General features: G+C 55.4%; 18 protein-coding genes and 1 tRNA gene. 7 read left to right on the top strand and 12 right to left on the bottom strand.

Annotated elements, in window-relative coordinates; translation table 11 throughout:
* Positions 1-2: 2 nt before the first annotated feature.
* The 4 genes from pheT to rpmI form a co-directional block, all read right to left on the bottom strand.
* Positions 3-2,402: a phenylalanine--tRNA ligase subunit beta gene (pheT, locus tag ACN0XZ_RS04475; RefSeq protein ID WP_417456510.1), complete on the bottom strand. Its 2,400-nt coding sequence runs from the start codon at positions 2,400-2,402 to the stop codon at positions 3-5.
* Positions 2,399-3,478, bottom strand: coding sequence for a phenylalanine--tRNA ligase subunit alpha (gene pheS, locus ACN0XZ_RS04470; RefSeq protein ID WP_417456509.1), 1,080 nt, complete (start codon positions 3,476-3,478; stop codon positions 2,399-2,401). The genes pheT and pheS overlap by 4 nt, the downstream gene beginning before the upstream one ends.
* Positions 3,479-3,636: 158 nt before the next feature.
* Positions 3,637-3,996 carry a 50S ribosomal protein L20 gene (gene rplT, locus ACN0XZ_RS04465; protein ID WP_262692603.1) on the bottom strand — a complete coding sequence of 120 codons (360 nt, stop codon included), beginning with the start codon at positions 3,994-3,996 and terminating at the stop codon, positions 3,637-3,639.
* Positions 3,997-4,033: 37 nt separating this feature from the next.
* Positions 4,034-4,234, bottom strand: coding sequence for a 50S ribosomal protein L35 (gene rpmI, locus ACN0XZ_RS04460; protein WP_417456508.1), 201 nt, complete (start codon positions 4,232-4,234; stop codon positions 4,034-4,036).
* A 181-nt stretch (positions 4,235-4,415) separates the two neighbouring features.
* On the opposite strand from rpmI, the gene ACN0XZ_RS04455 reads away from it, so the two are divergent.
* Together ACN0XZ_RS04455 and ACN0XZ_RS04450 are read left to right on the top strand one after the other, a co-directional pair.
* A complete protein-coding gene (locus tag ACN0XZ_RS04455; RefSeq protein ID WP_417456507.1) occupies positions 4,416-5,321 on the top strand; it encodes a TraB/GumN family protein in 906 nt (301 codons plus the stop codon).
* A gap of 20 nt (positions 5,322-5,341) precedes the next feature.
* Positions 5,342-5,737, top strand: coding sequence for a DUF3052 domain-containing protein (locus ACN0XZ_RS04450; protein ID WP_417456506.1), 396 nt, complete (start codon positions 5,342-5,344; stop codon positions 5,735-5,737).
* Here ACN0XZ_RS04450 and ACN0XZ_RS04445 read toward each other — a convergent pair.
* The 6 genes from ACN0XZ_RS04445 to cmk form a co-directional block, all read right to left on the bottom strand.
* On the bottom strand, positions 5,729-6,781 hold the full coding sequence (locus ACN0XZ_RS04445) for a hypothetical protein (protein WP_417456505.1): 1,053 nt from the start codon (positions 6,779-6,781) through the stop codon (positions 5,729-5,731). The two genes, ACN0XZ_RS04450 and ACN0XZ_RS04445, sit on opposite strands and share 9 nt — an antisense overlap.
* An 18-nt stretch (positions 6,782-6,799) precedes the next feature.
* Complete coding sequence (pyrF, locus tag ACN0XZ_RS04440) at positions 6,800-7,528, bottom strand: orotidine-5'-phosphate decarboxylase (protein WP_417456504.1); 729 nt, start codon at positions 7,526-7,528, stop codon at positions 6,800-6,802.
* Between the two features lie 58 nt (positions 7,529-7,586).
* Positions 7,587-7,961, bottom strand: a complete 375-nt coding sequence (locus ACN0XZ_RS04435; RefSeq protein ID WP_417456503.1) for a hypothetical protein — start codon at positions 7,959-7,961, stop codon at positions 7,587-7,589.
* A gap of 64 nt (positions 7,962-8,025) precedes the next feature.
* On the bottom strand, positions 8,026-8,304 hold the full coding sequence (locus tag ACN0XZ_RS04430; protein WP_417456502.1) for an integration host factor subunit beta: 279 nt from the start codon (positions 8,302-8,304) through the stop codon (positions 8,026-8,028).
* Between the two features lie 248 nt (positions 8,305-8,552).
* A complete protein-coding gene (gene rpsA, locus ACN0XZ_RS04425) occupies positions 8,553-10,256 on the bottom strand; it encodes a 30S ribosomal protein S1 (RefSeq protein ID WP_417456501.1) in 1,704 nt (567 codons plus the stop codon).
* A 192-nt stretch (positions 10,257-10,448) separates the two neighbouring features.
* Complete coding sequence (cmk, locus tag ACN0XZ_RS04420; protein WP_417456500.1) at positions 10,449-11,090, bottom strand: (d)CMP kinase; 642 nt, start codon at positions 11,088-11,090, stop codon at positions 10,449-10,451.
* Positions 11,091-11,238: 148 nt separating this feature from the next.
* Between cmk and ACN0XZ_RS04415 the strand changes: the two genes are divergently transcribed.
* A complete protein-coding gene (locus tag ACN0XZ_RS04415; protein WP_417456499.1) occupies positions 11,239-11,631 on the top strand; it encodes a VOC family protein in 393 nt (130 codons plus the stop codon).
* Here ACN0XZ_RS04415 and aroA read toward each other — a convergent pair whose 3' ends face one another.
* Positions 11,632-12,957: a 3-phosphoshikimate 1-carboxyvinyltransferase gene (gene aroA, locus ACN0XZ_RS04410; protein ID WP_417456498.1), complete on the bottom strand. Its 1,326-nt coding sequence runs from the start codon at positions 12,955-12,957 to the stop codon at positions 11,632-11,634.
* Between the two features lie 147 nt (positions 12,958-13,104).
* Here aroA and ACN0XZ_RS04405 point away from each other — a divergent pair, with 147 nt between their 5' ends.
* The 3 genes from ACN0XZ_RS04405 (at position 13,105) to ACN0XZ_RS04395 (ending at position 15,315) form a co-directional block, all read left to right on the top strand.
* Complete coding sequence (locus tag ACN0XZ_RS04405; protein WP_417456497.1) at positions 13,105-13,425, top strand: TIGR02300 family protein; 321 nt, start codon at positions 13,105-13,107, stop codon at positions 13,423-13,425.
* Positions 13,426-13,590: 165 nt separating this feature from the next.
* Positions 13,591-13,666 (top strand) — tRNA-Ala (locus tag ACN0XZ_RS04400).
* Between the two features lie 326 nt (positions 13,667-13,992).
* A complete protein-coding gene (locus ACN0XZ_RS04395; RefSeq protein ID WP_417456496.1) occupies positions 13,993-15,315 on the top strand; it encodes an LCCL domain-containing protein in 1,323 nt (440 codons plus the stop codon).
* A gap of 103 nt (positions 15,316-15,418) precedes the next feature.
* On the opposite strand, the gene ACN0XZ_RS04390 is transcribed toward ACN0XZ_RS04395, so the two are convergent.
* A complete protein-coding gene (locus tag ACN0XZ_RS04390) occupies positions 15,419-16,504 on the bottom strand; it encodes a helix-turn-helix domain-containing protein (RefSeq protein WP_417456495.1) in 1,086 nt (361 codons plus the stop codon).
* 237 nt (positions 16,505-16,741) lie between these two features.
* On the opposite strand from ACN0XZ_RS04390, the gene ACN0XZ_RS04385 reads away from it, so the two are divergent.
* Complete coding sequence (locus ACN0XZ_RS04385) at positions 16,742-17,818, top strand: TIGR03032 family protein (RefSeq protein WP_417456494.1); 1,077 nt, start codon at positions 16,742-16,744, stop codon at positions 17,816-17,818.
* The last annotated feature ends 52 nt before the right edge of the window (positions 17,819-17,870 follow it).

The following is a 17,870-nucleotide window of genomic DNA, read 5'->3' as shown; positions in this document are numbered from 1 at the left end:
TATCAGCCCCGAAGCGTCGCTCCGACCGCCTTTTCAGCCGCAGCAACCACTTTAGCGGCAATGGCTTCAATGTCCTTGTCCGCGAAGGTTTCGGCCTTTGGTTCAAGAAGAACCGACACCGCCACAGAACGCTGCCCCTCTGGCACGCCCTTGCCCTCATAGAGGTCGAATATCTGCACGTCAGCGATATGGACCTTATCGGCACCCTTGATCGCACGAATAAGGTCACCCGCCTTGGCATCCTTTGAAACAAGGAATGCAAAGTCCCGCTCAACCGACTGCAGGTTTGAAACCTCAAGCGCACCCTTCGCCGCGCCCGACTTGCGCCCGGCAGGAACATTATCGAGGAAAACCTCAAAGCCCACCACAGGGCCATCCACATCAAGCGCTTTCAGGATACGCGGGTGCAATTCGCCAAAGCTCGCCAAGATATTCTTGGGGCCAAGACGTAAGGTGCCCGACCGGCCCGGATGATAGTAATCCGGTGCTTCATCAAACGCCTGCAGGTTGGCTACAGGCGCGCCCACAGCCTCAAGTGCCGCGAGAGCATCCCGCTTGGCGTCGAATACATTCACCTTGCGGCTTTGAAGCTCCCAATGACGCGCCATGGCGTCGCCCGCGCGGATGCCCGTTGCTGTCAGAAGCTGACCCTTCTCAGTATCATCACGGTATATACCGCCTACTTCAAAGAGCGCCACACTTGATGCCCCACGGTCGGCGTTGCGACCAGCAGCGGAAATCAAATTGGCCAGAATCGTGGGCCTCATGCAATCCAGCTCGCTTGAAATGGGGTTATCAACCACGAGGATCTCATCACCACCACCAAACAACACGGCATCTTCACGCTTCATGAAAGACCATGTCACGGCTTCACACATGCCTGCCGCCGCAAGCGCACGTTTCGCCGCACGGCTTTGTTTCTGCCTTGGGCTTAGCGTTGTGCCTGCTTTATGGTTGGTGGCGGGAAGCTGTACGCTCGGGATATTGTCGTACCCGTGAATACGCAGCACTTCCTCAACAATGTCGGCCTCACCTTCCACATCCACGCGCCAGGACGGCACATGCACGGTGTAGGGATCATTGCCCACGACCGTAAAGCCCAGTTTCGCGAGGATCGCAAGGCTGGTTTCCGCGCGCAGGTCCACACCACCAAGGGTTTTCACCCGCTCTGAGCGGAAGGGAACCGTGCGGTCCCATGTGGGTACGGCGCCAGCCTCAAACGGCTCGCTTGCCTCACCGCCACACAGATCGAGGATCAAACGCGTTGCAATCTCAATACCCTGCCGCACAAACTGGCTATCCACACCGCGCTCAAAACGGTAGCGCGCATCAGTGTTGATGCCGTGCGTACGGCCGGTCATCGCGGTTGAGATCGGGTCAAAAAGCGCGGCCTCAAGCACAAGGTCCGTGGTGTTTTCATCACAGCCCGAATCCTCGCCGCCGATCACACCACCAAAACCAAGCACAGCCTTGTCGTCAGCGATAACGGTTTCACCGCCGTTGCAGGTATGGGTTTTGCCGTCAAGCGCCAGGAAGCTCTCGCCCTTTTCGGCCAAACGTGCCTGCAGGTTGCCGTTGAGCTTGGTGGCGTCATAGACGTGAAGCGGCCGCCCAAGGTCGTAGGACACATAGTTGGTAACATCCACGAGCGCAGAGATCGGACGAAGGCCGATAGCTTTCAGCCGGTCCTGCATCCACTTCGGGCTCGGGCCGTTTTTAACACCTTTGAAGCGGCGGCCAACAAAATGAGGGCACGCTGCTTCATGACCCGCTGGCAGGTTGATGGAAACAGAAACATCGCTTTTAAATGTGCCCGCAACCTTCTCATCCGACGGGTGCTTGAGCGCGCCAAGCCCCGCTGCGGCAAGATCGCGCGCGACACCATAAACACCCAGACAGTCCTGCCTGTTTGGTGTGATGGCGATATCGATCACTGGCTCATCAAGTTTGGCATACTCAACAAAAGACGTACCCACCGGCGCGTCTTCCGCAAGCTCGATAATGCCGTCATGGTCATCACCAAGCTCAAGCTCCCGATAGGAGCACATCATGCCAGACGATTCGACACCGCGAATTTTCGCCTTTTTGAGCGTTACATCAAGCCCGGGCACATAGTCGCCCGGCTGCCCAAGCACAACCTTGATGCCCGTACGCGCATTGGGTGCACCGCAAACAATCTGCATCTCATTTGTGCCGTCCGACACCTTGCAAACCTTCAGCTTGTCGGCGTCCGGGTGTTTTTCTGCAGAAATGATCTGTGCCACGGTGAAAGGCGCGAGCGCCTCAGCCGGGTTTTCAACATCTTCAACTTCAAGGCCAATAGCGTTCAGTTTCGCGAGGATATCCTCAAGGCTTGCGTCTGTATCCAGATAGTCCTTGAGCCAGCTTAGGGTGAATTTCATCGGCTGAGCCCTCCTGCGATCGTCGGCAAGTCCAGTGCGCGGAAACCATAGTGTTTGAGCCACCTGAGGTCGCTATCGAACACAGCACGCAGGTCATTGATGCCATATTTCAGCATGGCCAGCCGGTCAATGCCGACACCAAAAGCAAAGCCTTGGTATACACTTGGATCAAGGTTACAGGCTGTTAGCACCTTAGGGTGCACCATGCCTGAGCCCAAAATCTCCAGCCAGTCGTTGCCGTCACCGATTTTGAGCGTACCGCCTTCAAAGCTGCACTGCACATCCACTTCCATCGAGGGTTCAGTGAACGGGAAATAGCTGGGGCGCAGGCGAAGCGTTACCGCGTCCACCTCGAAGAAAGCCTTAAGGAAGGCCTCAAGCGTGCCCTTGAGGTGCCCAAGGTGCGTGTCCCGGTCAATCACAAGTCCCTCAAGCTGGTGGAACATGGGTGTGTGGGTCGCATCCCAGTCGGAGCGGTACGTTCGGCCCGGCGCGATGATACGAATAGGCGGCTCTTTTGAAAGCATGGTCCGCACCTGCACGGGGCTTGTATGCGTGCGTAGCACCTTCCGCTCACCGTTTGCATCCGGCTTCAGGTAGAAGGTGTCATGGTCCTGCCGGGCAGGGTGCTCTTCGGGGATATTGAGTGCGGTAAAATTATGGAAATCATTCTCGATATCCGGCCCTTCGGCAACGTCAAACCCGAGGCCCGCAAAAATTTCTGCAATCTCGTCCATCACCTGGCTGATCGGGTGGATGCTGCCCACCGGGTGATCAAACACCGGCAGGGTGATATCCACTTTCTCTGACTTGAGCCGTGCTTCAAGAGCTGCTTCCTCAAGCACTTCCTTGGCTTTGGCGATCTCATTCGCCACATCGGCCTTAAGGCCATTGAGCGCAGGGCCCATCTCCTTGCGCTCCTCAGGGCTCATGCGGCCAAGGCCTTTCATCAGCTCGGAAACGCTACCTTTTTTGCCAAGCGCACCAACACGAATGTCCTCAAGGGCGGCGAGATCGCCTGCAGCCTTGATGCGCGCTGTGATGTCCTCTCTGAGGGCTGAGATTTGTTCCTGCATGTCTCTTCCGCTTTGGGATGGTCAGATCGAGTATGTATTTGGTGATATCTGCGCCGACAATATGTCTAGGGAATACGCGCGGCGCAAATAAAAAGGGGCCCCGCCGACGGCCAGGCCCCCAATTATCTTGTGGTCGCGATGTGGTCGCGAAACCAGCGTTACTTGGCGAGGGCGGCCTTAGCCTGTTCGACAAGTGCTTCAAAAGCAGCTGGTTCAGTGATCGCGAGGTCGCTCAGCACCTTACGGTCAAGCTCAACACCAGCGAGCTTGAGGCCGTGCATGAACTGGCCGTACTGCAGACCGAGAGCGCGTGAACCGGCGTTGATACGCTGGATCCACAGAGCGCGGAAAGTGCGCTTGCGAGCTTTACGGTCGCGGTATGCATACTGACCGGCTTTTTCAACAGCCTGACGAGCAACCTTGATTGTATTCTTACGACGGCCCCGATAGCCTTTGGCTTGCTCGAGAACCTTTTTGTGACGGGCGTGTGATGTAAGTCCGCGCGTGACACGTGCCATGGTATTTTCTCCTTAACCTTGAAGACCTAAACGGGGCTTAGCCGCCGTAAGGCATGAACTTCTTGACGATCGTAGCGTCACAATCTGCAAGGATAGTTGTGCCACGTTGGTTACGGATTTGCTTGTTGGTGCGCTTGATCATGCCATGCTGTTTGTTGGCTTGGTTGGCACGCACTTTACCAGAAGCGGTCAAGCTGAAGCGTTTCTTCACGCTCGATTTCGTTTTCATCTTGGGCATTTTGTCCTCACTTATTACTTGCAAGTTCGACATTTTTGAACCGGCGCGGCAGCCCTAAAATAGCCGGACGGTTCGATGAAGTGGGGTGTATAGCGCCGGATGCCGCCGTTTGCAAGCAGATTCGAGGGTCCGCGAGGTCACGCATATTGCATCATGGGTGCCTCCGTGGGAAAGTGCTGTTATGAGATCAATTTTACATAGCGCGCTCAGATGCCAAGCCCTTGCCTTTATTAGGGTTTTTGTGGCCGTTCTGGTATTGCACGGCGCGCACGCACACACAGCGGCAGCGAACCCCGCACTGTGGCGCATGGCCGACAGCGATACCGAGGTCTATATATACGGCACGCTACATGTCTTGAGCGCTGACACCAAGTGGCTGACTATAGAAACCAAGGCCGCCTTTGAGGGCTCAAAAGCATTGATCGTGGAGCTGAGCGGTGACGAAATCTCCCGCGCTGGTCCTTTGTTTACGGAAGCCGGGAGTTTGCCGGACGGCCAGAGCCTGCGCGCGTTTGTTGGTAACGGCATCTATAACGATGTGGAGCGCCTGTGCAGAAAACTCAACGTGCCAGCGGGGACTTTTGCACAAAGCAAACCGTGGTTTGCGGGCATGTCTCTGGCTGTTATCGGTCTCGTGAAAGCCGGCTTTGATCCCGCAAGCGGCGCCGATAAATATTTCATTGCACAGGCAGAAGCGGACGGAAAGCCCGTTTATGGTCTTGAAGTGGCAGAGCAGCAAGTCGCCCTTTTTTCATCCCTGAACCCCTTGCAGGAAAAAGCGCTTCTGGTTGATACCCTCAAACAGAACGCGGAACTTGATGTCTACTATGCCCAGATGCAGGGGGCCTGGCTTTATGGCAACACTGAGCTTCTGGATCAGATCATAAACGATTCGCTCTCACTGGCGCCGGGACTTGAAGAACACCTTCTCATAAACCGGAACCGAGACTGGGCTTCAAAACTCGCACAGGTGCTAGATCAGCCAGGGCGATACTTCGTGGCCGTTGGGGCAGGCCATCTGGTAGGCGAAAACTCTGTGATTGACCTACTACAGAAGAGCGGCGCGGTTATCAGCCGCATCCAATAGCCGTTGAGGGGACACGTGAGATGGCAGGTTACTCTGGCACACCCCTGATCAAGAAGCTTGGCATCAAGGATGGCTTTCACATCCAGACCCGCAACGAACCCGCGCACTATGGCGAGCTTCTTGGGCCGTTGCCGGTCGGCGTTACAAACGCAGAAACAGGCTGCAATTTTATCCATGCCTTCTATATTGAAAGGTCAGATTTCGCCTCAGAGATACAAAGCCTGATGAATGCCATCAAACGTGACGGCATGATCTGGATATCCTGGCCCAAAAGGGCGTCCAAAGTACCAACCAGCATGACCGAAGACGTGGTGCGCGAGGTGGCGCTACCGCTTGGGCTTGTGGATGTCAAAGTATGTGCCGTTGACGAGGTCTGGTCAGGCCTCAAGCTGGTGATCCGCAAAGAGCTACGTTAGGCTCGCTTCCAGCACGTCGATCGCACTACTGTGCGTTGGCAGTATACGGCGTAGATAGGCTATCGCTTCCACCTTTTCCATAGCAGCATCACCAGCCACCTGAGGGTAACGTGAGAAATCGTCGCCAAACAGCGGACCTTCTATGTGAGGGAAGTACTGCGCGCGCACCGCTTCATTACTCTCGGAAAAGCGTTCGACAAAAGCCATCGCCGCAGCGCAACTGGGCACTATCCCACCGTCGCACTTTTCGTTTTCAAGTGCTGCGATTAGCGCATCGCGATTTTCACCGTCAAAGGGCGCGAACGGGGCATCATGAAGGCTGTTCAGAAAAACCAGCAGCCGCTGCGCGTCAGAACCAAGCGCTGTGTTCTCAGCACTGGCGCGGGGCCAATTTTTCCCGTCAATGGCTGTGGCAGCGCAGAAATCGGATATCAGGCTCCCTCCTGCAAACCGGGTTTCATCGAAGAGGCGAACGTCCAACGCCTGCTCACCAAAGACACCGGCGTATAGTTTACAAACGCGCAGATGATTGAACCTATGAGATGTCTCAGGGGCTGAAAGGTCGGGTGCCGGGATCGCCATACCGCGCCGCAGCGCGGTTGAATATAAGCTAACCGCCGCATGGTCCTGCCGCCTCACATAATAGATAATCCGGACTTTCTCTGCGACTGTGCGCAGCAGCTCCTGCAACCGCCGGACGCCAGCTTCCGTGGTAACCTGTGTTTGGCAATGCTCATTTGAGAGCAAAAGAACGCTCATCGGCCTGACAACAGAGGTGAGTTCCGCCCTGAATCGCTCAGGGAATCGCGCATGAACACGCGCGAGGTCGGCTTCATCCTTCACCCCCACACCGCGCAAAAAGTCCGCATTTTCGAAATCCGGCTGCGCGTAGGCTGCGAGGCGGATATGGGTGTGCTCCCCCGGCACTTTGGGATAAACCACACCAAGGTCCCTGAGCCGCCCCCGATTGTCAGCCAGAAACTTCTGAATAGTTGTTGAGCCGGTTTTCTCGCCGCCGATGTGCAGATAGCAGGTTTTAAACATCGGCCGCCTTCCTGTTATTTAGGCGTTCAGGCTTTCCGCAATCGCCATTGCCGCCGCCGCAGGGTCATCAGCTTGCGTAATCGGGCGGCCAATCACCAGAACATCCGCGCCTGCCGTCACTGCGTCCAAGGGGGTCATCACCCGCTTTTGGTCACCGATTACCGCGCCCGCAGGCCGAATACCCGGCACAATCAGCTTGAAGTCCGCACCCGCAGCCGCGCGCGCCAGCGTAATTTCTTTCGGGCTACACACGAGGCCGTCGATACCGCAGTCCTTAGCCAAGGCCGCCAACCGAGCCACCTGGTCAGGGACCGCATCCCTAACACCAATCGCATTCAGGTCGCTGCCATCCAGGCTCGTGAGCACGCTCACCCCAATCACCCAGGGTTTTGTGTGCCCGTGTTTCTCTGCCTCTTCCCGTGCAGCCTCTGCCGCACGGCGCATCATCTCAGGCCCGCCCTGGGTGTGGATGGTAAAGAGCTTTGGTGCGAGCGGCGCAACCGCGCGAATAGCACCCGCGACAGTATTGGGAATGTCGTGAAACTTGAGGTCAAGAAAGATGGGCAAGCCTTCTTCCGCCACGCGCTTGTATCCGTCCGCACCATTGGCGCAGTAAAACTCCAGCCCCAGCTTGATACCGCCCACGGTTCCTTTAAGCTTTCTTGCAAGCTTTGCAGCGGCCGCCACATCAACCGTATCAAGGGCACAATAAATTCGCTCTTTTGGGTGAGATGCCGTGGGCTGCATGCGGGCTTCCTTCATTCTGGAGACTGGCTCACAGGTGTGAACCTCAACTTGCCAGCAATTAGCCCTCTTTGGTGCTGTTTGGCAAGACCTCGGTGGCTGCGCGCACACTCGCGTGTGCGACATCGGCGTGCGCCTTGTGTGCATCTTCCGAAAGCGCGGAAACCTGATCTTCCAGGTAACCGGCGCGGCGCTCCGCCTGCCGCCTCGCGGCAAAACCCTTGAGCCTCAACCAACCGGTAACACCCGCCGCCACCAATAGACCAATGAAGATGCCAAGAAAGAGGATACCGTACACGGGCAATTCAAGCGAAAAGCCGAACGGCTCGAACGAAAGCGGCAACCATGCGCGATTATCAATGGAAAAAATAACGAGAACCGCCGCCAGCAAAAGCCAGAAAAGGCGGCGAATCATCAACATGAGCGACTTTGCCATGACACTCTTTCAAAAAATTACTGATGCGCGATGGCAGCGAAACGGGCGGTAAAGCCCGCATTGCTTATTTGTTCAGGCGCTCTCTCAGGTCTTTTCCGGTTTTAAAGTAAGGCACGCGCTTTTCTGCAACCTCGACCTTCTCGCCGGTGCGCGGATTGCGCCCGACCCGAGCTGGTCGTTCTTTCACTGAAAAGGCACCAAAACCGCGGAGTTCAACCCGATCTCCTCGTGAGAGTGCTGCGGTGATTTCATCAAAAATCTTCGAAACAATGCGCTCAACATCCCGGTAATACAGGTGGGGATTGGCTTCAGAAATTTTTGCAATCAACTCGGACTTTATCATCGATGTCCTCCCCTCGGGGCAATTTTGTCAGCATCACTCTAAACGAAGCTACCCGTGTCCAGAAAGCCAAGCGTGCCACCTGATCACGCCCACGTCAAGATAAGCCTTTCAAAGGAAAGGGCTTTTAACAGAAGTTTTATCGCGCTTGCGGAAAAGGCATGACCTTTACGTGTCAATTTTGTGCCGGAATACAAAAAGGCCGCCCCAAAATGGGACGGCCTTTCGCATTTCTAACCTGCATCAACAGATTATTTGTCTTCTTTGGCTTTCTCGAGAGCTGCACCGAGAATATCGCCGAGGCTCGCGCCCGAATCGGCGGAGCCATACTGCTCAACAGCGGCTTTTTCTTCTGCAACTTCAAGAGCCTTGATGGACAGGTTGAGCTTGCGGCTGCCTTTGTCCATGCCGGTTACCATTGCGTCAACCTTGTCGCCTTCAGCGAAACGCTCTGGGCGCTGGTCGCCACGATCACGGGCGAGGTCTGAGCGGCGGATAAAGGCTGTAACGCCGGTGTCGCCAACTTCAACTTCGATACCGTTCTCGTTAACGGCTTTAACAACACAGGTAACCTGCTCGCCTTTTTTCTTCGCGGACACGTTGGAGAAAGGATCGCCAGCCAGTTGCTTGATGCCGAGGCTGATGCGCTCTTTCTTGGTGTCGACGTCGAGGACAACAGCTTTGACCATGTCGCCTTTTTTGTAGTCCTGGATCGCATCTTCGCCGGACCGTTCCCAATCGAGATCGGACAGGTGAACCATACCGTCCACATCGCCGTCGAGGCCAATGAACAGGCCAAATTCGGTGATGTTTTTGACTTCGCCTTCGATTTCCGTGTTCTGTGGGAACTTGGAAGCAAACGCTTCCCATGGGTTCTCACCACACTGCTTGAGACCGAGGGAGATACGACGCTTGGAAGGATCAACTTCCAGAACCATCACGTCAACTTCCTGGCTGGTGGATACGATCTTGCCAGGGTGTACGTTTTTCTTCACCCAGCTCATCTCAGATACGTGCACGAGGCCTTCAACGCCGCTCTCGAGCTCAACAAACGCACCGTAGTCGGTGATGTTTGTTACTGTGCCGGAGAATTTCGCGCCAACAGGGTATTTCGCCTCGATACCGTCCCATGGGTCAGCAGCAAGCTGCTTCATGCCAAGGCTGATACGCTGAGTTTCTGGGTTGATGCGAACAACCTGTACCTTCACTGTCTCACCGATGGAGAGAACTTCAGATGGGTGGTTCACACGGCGCCAGCTGATGTCTGTCACGTGCAGGAGGCCGTCGATGCCGCCGAGGTCAACAAACGCACCGTAATCGGTGATGTTTTTAACCACGCCATCAACCGCGTCGCCTTCCTGGATTTGACCCATAAGCTCAGCACGTTGCTCAGCACGGTCTTCTTCGAGAACCGCACGACGAGATACCACGATGTTACCGCGGCGGCGGTCCATCTTCAGGATCTGGAATGGCTGTTCGATGTTCATGAGCGGGGTCACGTCACGGATCGGACGGATGTCAACCTGGCTGCCCGGCAGGAATGCCACAGCGCCGGAAAGGTCAACCGTGAAGCCGCCTTTAACACGGCCGAAGATAACACCGTCAACACGAGCGTCGCCTTCGAAGGCTTTCTCGAGAAGCTCCCAAGCTTCTTCACGGCGAGCTTTATCGCGGGACAGGATGGCTTCGCCGAGTGCGTTCTCTACGCGGTCAACAAATACCTCAACTGTATCACCAACTTTGATCTCAGCCGTTTTGCCAGCAGGCGCAAATTCTTTAAGTGGTACACGGCCCTCAGCTTTGAGCCCGATATCCACAATCGCAAAGTCGTTTTCTACGGAAACGACGGTGCCTTTTACAACGCGGCCTTCAAAACCGTCGTCTTCAGAAGGCAGAGTTTCGTTAAGCAGTGCCTCAAAATCTTCGAGGCTCGGCATTTTTGCCGCTTCAGACATGTATGTCTTCCTTTCAAGTATATATCTATTCGTGCCAGCCGGTTGGCTCCGGCGGTCTTCCTCCGGGTTTCTCAAGCGTGGGACCACCCCACACTTTTCTGTGGTCCGGAAGCCTCAAACACCAACAAATTCTGGCCCCACGGCGCCGAGGTTAAACCCGGTCCGGGAGCCGCTCTCGTAAAGCGTCATCGGTTATTGGGGCGAACGGTGCTCGTTCACAAGTGCCGCCGCCCTTAAAAACACGGCGTCTATATCCAAATTGCTCGTATCAAGCAAGAGGGCATCTTCAGCGGGGCGAAGCGGCGCATCCTTGCGGTTCATATCCCGCTCGTCTCGCTCGCGAACATCGGTGAGTATAACATGGAATTCCGGCTCGAGGCCACGCTCTTCCAATTCCCGGTAGCGGCGCTTCGCACGCACCTCTGCGCTGGCCGTGACAAAGAGCTTGAGGTCGGCTCCTGGGCACACCACAGTGCCGATATCCCGGCCATCAAGCACTGCGCCCGCCGCATCGCCCGGCGGATTGGATGCAAAATTCCTTTGAAAATCCAATAAGTTAGACCTAACAACAGGTAGGACCGCAACCTTGGACGCCGCGTTCCCGGTTTCCTCAGCCCTAAGCGCAGGATCATCAAGGAGCGCGAGATCAAGGTTGGCAGACGCAACCTCAGCAGCACCTGCATCGGCCGGGTTGCCGCCCGATCGCAGCACACTCAGGCCCACTGCACGGTAGAGCCCGCCCGTGTCGAGATAGGCAAAACCGAACTCGTCCGCCAGGCGGCGCGCCAATGTACCTTTGCCTGCGGCGGCAGGGCCATCAATTGCAATAATCACTGCGAATCACCTTCATCTGTCCTTGTCAGCCTTATAGAAATTTGCACCCGCCAGCGCCAGCCGAAAAGGATTCGACTCTTCTTTCCGCCCATGATAAATGAGAACAAATAGTGAACATTATGAAGTCATGACAAGAGGAGACGGGACAATGATTAACAGCCTGACGCCGGTTTTGCCGGTGGACCGTATTGAACCAAGTATGGCGTTTTTTGAACGTGTCGGTTTTGAGAAAATTACCGAAGTACCTGAAGGCGATCATCTCGGTTTTGTTATTCTGGCGAACGGGGAGATACAGATCATGTATCAGACCCGCACCAGCATCAAAGACGACCATGACGTGCTGCCGAACGCGACTGACGGAACGCCTGCGCTTATCTACATCACGGTATCAGATCTTGATGCCATTGCGGAAGCGCTCGCAGGCTTCAATATGATCATGACCGAGCGCACCACATTTTATGGTGCGCGGGAGATTGGCTACCGTGAGCCCGGCGGGCATGTGGTGACCTTTGCCCAGTTTGCTGAAGAGGCCGTAGGCTGATCAGCCCTCAAGCTCAAGGCCCGCGCCAAGGCTTTTCATCAAATCAACAAACACCGGGAAGCTGGTTTGTATGGGGGCGGCATCGTCAATGGTGATGCTGCTCTCTGCCATCTGGCCCAGAACGGAAAAGCTCATGGCGATGCGGTGATCAAGGTGGGTTGCGACCGTTGCGCCGCCCGGCACCTGTCCGCCGCAGCCCCTGATCTCGATACCGTCGTCAAATTCGGTAAGGTCAACACCACATGCCTTGAGGCCGGATGCCATAACGGCCAAGCGGTCCGATTCCTTCACCCGGAGTTCTTCAAGCCCTTCAAACCTGCTTGTGCCTTCTGCCACCGCAGCCGCACAGAAAAGCACCGGAAACTCATCAATCATGGTAGAAGGGTCCACCGGCAGGCTGGTTACGCCCTTCAGTGCAGAGGCCCGCACCCTCAGGTCAGCAACCGGCTCTCCCCCAAGGGTTCGCTCGTTTTGTACCTCAATATCAGCGCCCATGGCCTGCAGGGCAAAAACAATACCGGTGCGGAGCGGGTTCATGCCCACATTTTCAACCGTGATATCTGAGCCTGGAATGATGCTTGCCGCCACCAGAAGAAACGCGCTTGAGGATATATCGCCTGGCACCTCAAAGTTTACCGGCTTCAATTCAGGCTGGCCCTTGAGGCGCACCACAAAGTGTCCGTCCTCTTCTGTGGTCTGAACCTCTGCTCCCATGGCACGCAACATGCGCTCCGTATGGTCTCGTGTTGCCACACGTTCCCGCACAGTGGTGATGCCCGGCGCGTTAAGCCCCGCCAGCAGCACGGCAGACTTCACCTGCGCGCTTGCCATAGGCGTTGTGTAATCGATAGGCATCGCGTCCATGGTGCCGGTCATTGTCAGCGGCAGGAACTTGTCATCCCGCGCCTTAAATTCTGCCCCCACACCGGCAAGTGGCACCATCACCCGTCCCATGGGGCGGCCACGCAAACTTGCATCTCCCGTCATGGTGACTGTGATGCCATGGCTCGCTATCAAGCCCATGATCAGCCGCGTGCTGGTGCCGGAGTTGCCCAGGTCGATAATATTATCGGGCGTCATCAGACCGCCCACGCCCACACCCTCAACCACCCAGTGCCCGGCGCCGAGTCGCTCAACGCGCGCGCCCATCGCCCGCATGGCAGCCGCTGTGGCCAAAACATCTTCACCTTCAAGGAGGCCTGTAACCTCACTTTTCCCCACCGCTAGGGCCGAAAGCATGATGGCACGGTGAGAGATAGACTTGTCGCCCGGCACACGGGCGGTTCCGGTTAAAGCGGTGTGAGATGATGAAATAAGACTTGGCACAGGGAGATTTCCAGCTTTAGAAGGTAATATGAACAGTAATGCTTTGACAGGCGCTACCGATCATGGCAAGGGATGCGCCGAATTCTTGGCCGAAAAGTGCACAGAGCGCAAGGCCTGATGAGTGCGGTCAAACGCAAGGAGAGAGATGTGGCGAAACCCGAATGGGGCACAAAGCGGACCTGCCCGAAATGTGGCACACGCTTTTATGATCTGCAAAAAGACGATCCAGCAACCTGTATCGACTGTGGCAACCAGTGGGCTCCCGAGCCTGTTCTGAAGGCCAAACAGCCGATTGTTGTTGAAGAAAAGGCTAAAGTCGACGAAGACGGCGACGATACGGATTCAGACGACGATATCGACCTCGACGACGATGATGATGATGTTCTCGGCGATGTAAGCCTTGATGACGACGATGATGACGAAGTATCTGGCATCGTTGATACATCCCTGTCGGATGACGACAGCTAAGCCTTGATTTCAAGCGGCGATCAACGCGCCGATTGAAGCACTATATGAGGCAAATTTTTGCTTGCGCGCACTAGGGCCTCCGCCTATAGTCCGCGCCGTTCCGGCGGCGATATTTCGCCGCCAGATTTACAAGAGGCCAGAATGTTCCAGCGGCCTCTTTAACATGGGGCCGTAGCTCAGCTGGGAGAGCGCTACACTGGCAGTGTAGAGGTCGTCGGTTCGATCCCGATCGGCTCCACCAAGAATTCCGAGGGCTCAGGATACATTTCCTGGGCCCTTTTCTTTTCTGGACGGTGCATAACGGACTTGTCATCCCTGCCCGCCAGACCCCGGACAGCACCCTACAATCGGGCAACGCACCGCGAAAACATGTACCGTGGTTGGCGCGCTCCCTACTTTGGGTTGCCATTGGTGTCACAGGTGCTATCGTAGAAATTCATATGTGAAATTAGGCAGTTGCATGCACATTTGTGCAACATGAATACACAAGCGCCGTCCGTGTTCATTTTTGGTTCAGCAGGGGCGGCTTTAACTTGAAGACCTATGAAGCGAAGTATGGGGGAAATCATGAACCAGTGGATGAAACGGTCAAAGGCCGCTCTGAGCACTTTGATCCTAATCACCCTTGCCGCATGTTCCGGTGGCAGTGATCAACCAAGTGAAGATGACATCAAAAACGCCGTGGCTTTCAACCTGCCAAGCGGCCTTGAAGTTGCGGATGTTGAAATTCTTGTGACGGAAAATGCGGGCTCGCAAGTGGAGCCGCTGATCCGCAACCGGTCCAATATCACACTCGAATTCATCGACGATTTTGTCATGCCGGTTGAGCGCTATGACGACAAAGTCGTCCTGAAAAAGCTGTATGAGAAAGGCCAAGAGCTTAAAGGCACGCTTATCTCATCGGCCCGGCTAAAAGGCGAAAGCTGGACTGTCAGCTCCGATCGGTTTGATATCCCTCGTGTGCAAGGCAATGCGCTGAGCCAATATGCTGAGGGGTCTTATGCCTTTGAGGGCACAGACGAAGCTGCTGAGTTCAAGAAAGCCTATGAAGACGCGCTTGTAAAAGCCGAGGAAGAACGCCAAGCAGCCATCGCCAAAGCCGAGGAAGAGAAAGCCGCACGTGTTGCAGCCTTCCGCAAATTTCTGGCCGGTACATGGACAGCTTCCGGCCCAATGATGCAAAACGGTGGTGTTTATACCGGACGTGACCGCAAATCCACCGCTGGCGTTGAAATGGTCTTCCCTGAAGGAGACGAGGCGAGGGGCGTGGTGCCAATGACACTCTACGTCCACGAAAATCCGGTCGATAGTGTGCCGGTAAATGCAGGTTTCACCATTGCCGATGACGGGAAGTCAGTCCAGATCCGGGCGCGCAGCAACACACTCAAGGCAGTGAACCTCTATATGAATGAAGTCTGGACCATGGGGGAAGACGGCGTCTTGAAAGCCGGCGGGCGCGACCGCTGGACCATTCAGATGGAGAAGGAGGGCGAAGCCACAGCGGCCAAAAAAGCACTGGTAGACCAAATTACCAGCTATGATGCCGCACTCAAGGCGTTGGCAACCAAACACCGTGCAGGCATGGCACCGAACCGGTTCCGCGATATGCGCATGAACCAGAACACATATACCAACGTCATCCTAGAAGCGACACCGCCTGACGGCGCCCGGGTCCTTGGCACAGACATGTATGACGAAGATTCGAACATCGCGCTGACAGCTATCCATGCAGGTGTACTGAAGAGAGGTGAGGCTGGTGTGGTCAAAATCACCTATCGCCGGTTCAACCAACGCCCGCAAATTCAAGGGTCCACCGCCAACGGCGTGACCTCAAGCGGCTATAGCGATTATGGTCGTTATAGCATCGAGCTGGTTGAGAAGCTCAAATAGATCAAGAGAATTCCCGGTGCCGTGACACGCGGCACCGGGTCCCGCCTAGCTTACCACGCACACAACACTCGCCAAAACTCAGAGAGGCCTGATCCGTAGCCGTTTAGCTTACGAGGTTGGCGATCCAGAATTCATACTTTCTGTCGCCAATGGCTGTTCCTTCAATAAGAGGGTCAGGTTTGCTTGCCAGATTTTCCAGCACATAATCCTGTGTTTCAGATGGCGAAATACCGAAATGCTGCTTGTATGCCCGGTTGAAGCTGCTTCGGTCATTAAACCCCAGGCCATACATGATCGATTTGATTGATTTGTTGACCGGCGATGTACTCAAGAGCCGTCGCGCCACCAGAAGGCGGCGCGATCTCACCAGCCCCATAACACCACCAAACGGGTTACAAATGCGGAAGAGGGAAGCACGCGATATTCCAAGATGCTTGGCAATGGTGTCCGGGTTGAGGGTGGGGACATGCAGGTTATTGTCGATAAACTGTTTGACGGTAATTAAGGTCGCGACATCCAGGGCTTTGCTGGTGCCAGCGTCTTGCTCGATTTCTTTGTTGATTGTTGCAGCCAGAAGCTCAACGGTCGGTTCGACCAGTGCTTCAGCCTCGCTGTGGGTCAGCTCCGAGGCACATGTAAACATAGTCATGATGTAGTTTCGCAGAATCAGATTGAGCGGCGAAGTTGACCGGAAAACATGAAGGTGAAACCGGTGCAGCGCGGGCATCAGGGCCTCCAGCCGGTCACGGGCCACAACGAGGCTCATATTCGTGAAAGTTGCGATCGTGTTATCGGGCTTTCGCGCGGCTGGATTGGCAACGGAATCAAGTTCCTGCGCCATATCAATAATTTGAATATCGCCAACTTCAGACAGAACCACACCGTTCGGCGTTCGCAGCAGGTTTCCGCCCTCCAGATAAAACTGGATCAGGATATGGTCCATATTGTGTCGGGCGATTGTTCTTTTATCTCGGGAAAATGCCTGGCCGTTGGTTTTACACTGCGCCAACATCATTGGCCCGATCATATAGCTTTCGACTTCGGCCTCGAAAGTGCCAAGCGTATCTTCGGTGGGGTTTACATCAAAAACAGCGGAGATGCTGCTTTCCCATGCATCATATTTGTCTCGTTCGCTCAACGCACTTGTGCTGAAGAGCGACCTGTCAATTATTTGTGGTGCTGCATTCATACCTTCCCCCCCGAGAAGCGCTACCGAACGGACCTTTCGGCATTCTCTGGCGTTCTGCAAGCTAAATAATCCGACCTTGCCCCTTTTATGACAACCCCGTTGAGACGCATCGCAACACTTTTGAGACAGAAGGCAAAAGTAACCGCGTTGTCTATCCGGGAGAGGTGCCGCTAGTGCTTAAGAGTATCTTTGGGTCTGCGCGCCTGCGCTCGCACCCGCCCAAAAGCAAGGGAAAGCATGAACCTTATTACCACACCACCACCCACGCCCGGCCTAAGCGCAACAGGGCTTGAGATTACAACGTCCAGGCAGTTTTGCAGCTGGCTCGCGGGCATAGGGTCGAGCCTAGCACTGACAACCTATCAGGCTGGCAAGCTCTTTATGATCAGCGCCAAGCCTGATGGAATCCTGGGTGTATTTGAGCGCACGATTGATCGCTGTATGGGCTTGGCTGCCCACGGGAAGAGCCTCTATGTCAGCAGCCTTTATCAGATATGGCGCTTTGAAAATATCATGGATGCCGGTGAGGTCAGGGACGGCTTTGATGCCTGTTATGCGCCGCAGATGTCTTATGTTACGGGGGACATTGATGTGCATGACATGGGGGTTGGTGCTGACGGTAACCTGACTTTCGTAAACACCCTGTTTGGCTGTCTCGCACGGCCCTCAATGACGGCGAGCTTTGAGCCCCTTTGGCAACCTCCGTTCCTGAGCAAATTGGCGGCGGAAGACCGCTGCCATCTGAACGGCATGGCCATGGGAGAAAATGGCCCTGAGTATGTTACCGCTGTGTCTGAAAGCGATGTGGCGGATGGCTGGCGTGACATGCGCGCGAAAAGCGGCGTAGTTATCCATGTACCGTCTGGCGAAATTGTCGCAAAGGGGCTGTCCATGCCCCATTCCCCGCGCCTCAGGGACGGCGTACTCTATCTTCTCAACAGTGGCACAGGCGAGTTTGGCAAGCTTGACCCGGAGACCGGCCAGTTTATTCCCATCGCCTTTTGCCCTGGTTACGCGAGGGGCATGACCTTTGTGGGTGACCATGCGGTTATCGGCTTGTCGCTCGCGCGCGACAACAAAACCTTTGCTGACCTCCCGCTCTCGCAAGCTCTTGATGAAAAACAAACCGCAGCGCGCTGTGGCCTAATCGTGGTGGACCTGAAAACCGGCGACACAGTCCATTGGCTCAGGATGGAAGGCGTGGTGACGGAGCTGTTTGATGTGGCCCTTCTGGAAGGGGTGCGCAGCCCCTCAATTGTGGGCTTCAAATCCGATGAAATTCGCAGGGTGATCAAGGTTGGTACAGCGTCGTAGTGGCACACCGCAACGGTCCGTGGTGCGCGAATAGAGCGTTTTTAACAAGCTT

It is taken from the genome of Kordiimonas sp. (assembly GCF_048264555.1).
Taxonomy (GTDB): Bacteria; Pseudomonadota; Alphaproteobacteria; order Sphingomonadales; family Kordiimonadaceae; genus Kordiimonas.
Note: the sequence above shows the minus strand (reverse complement) of the source record. Positions and strands in the feature narration are given on the sequence as shown.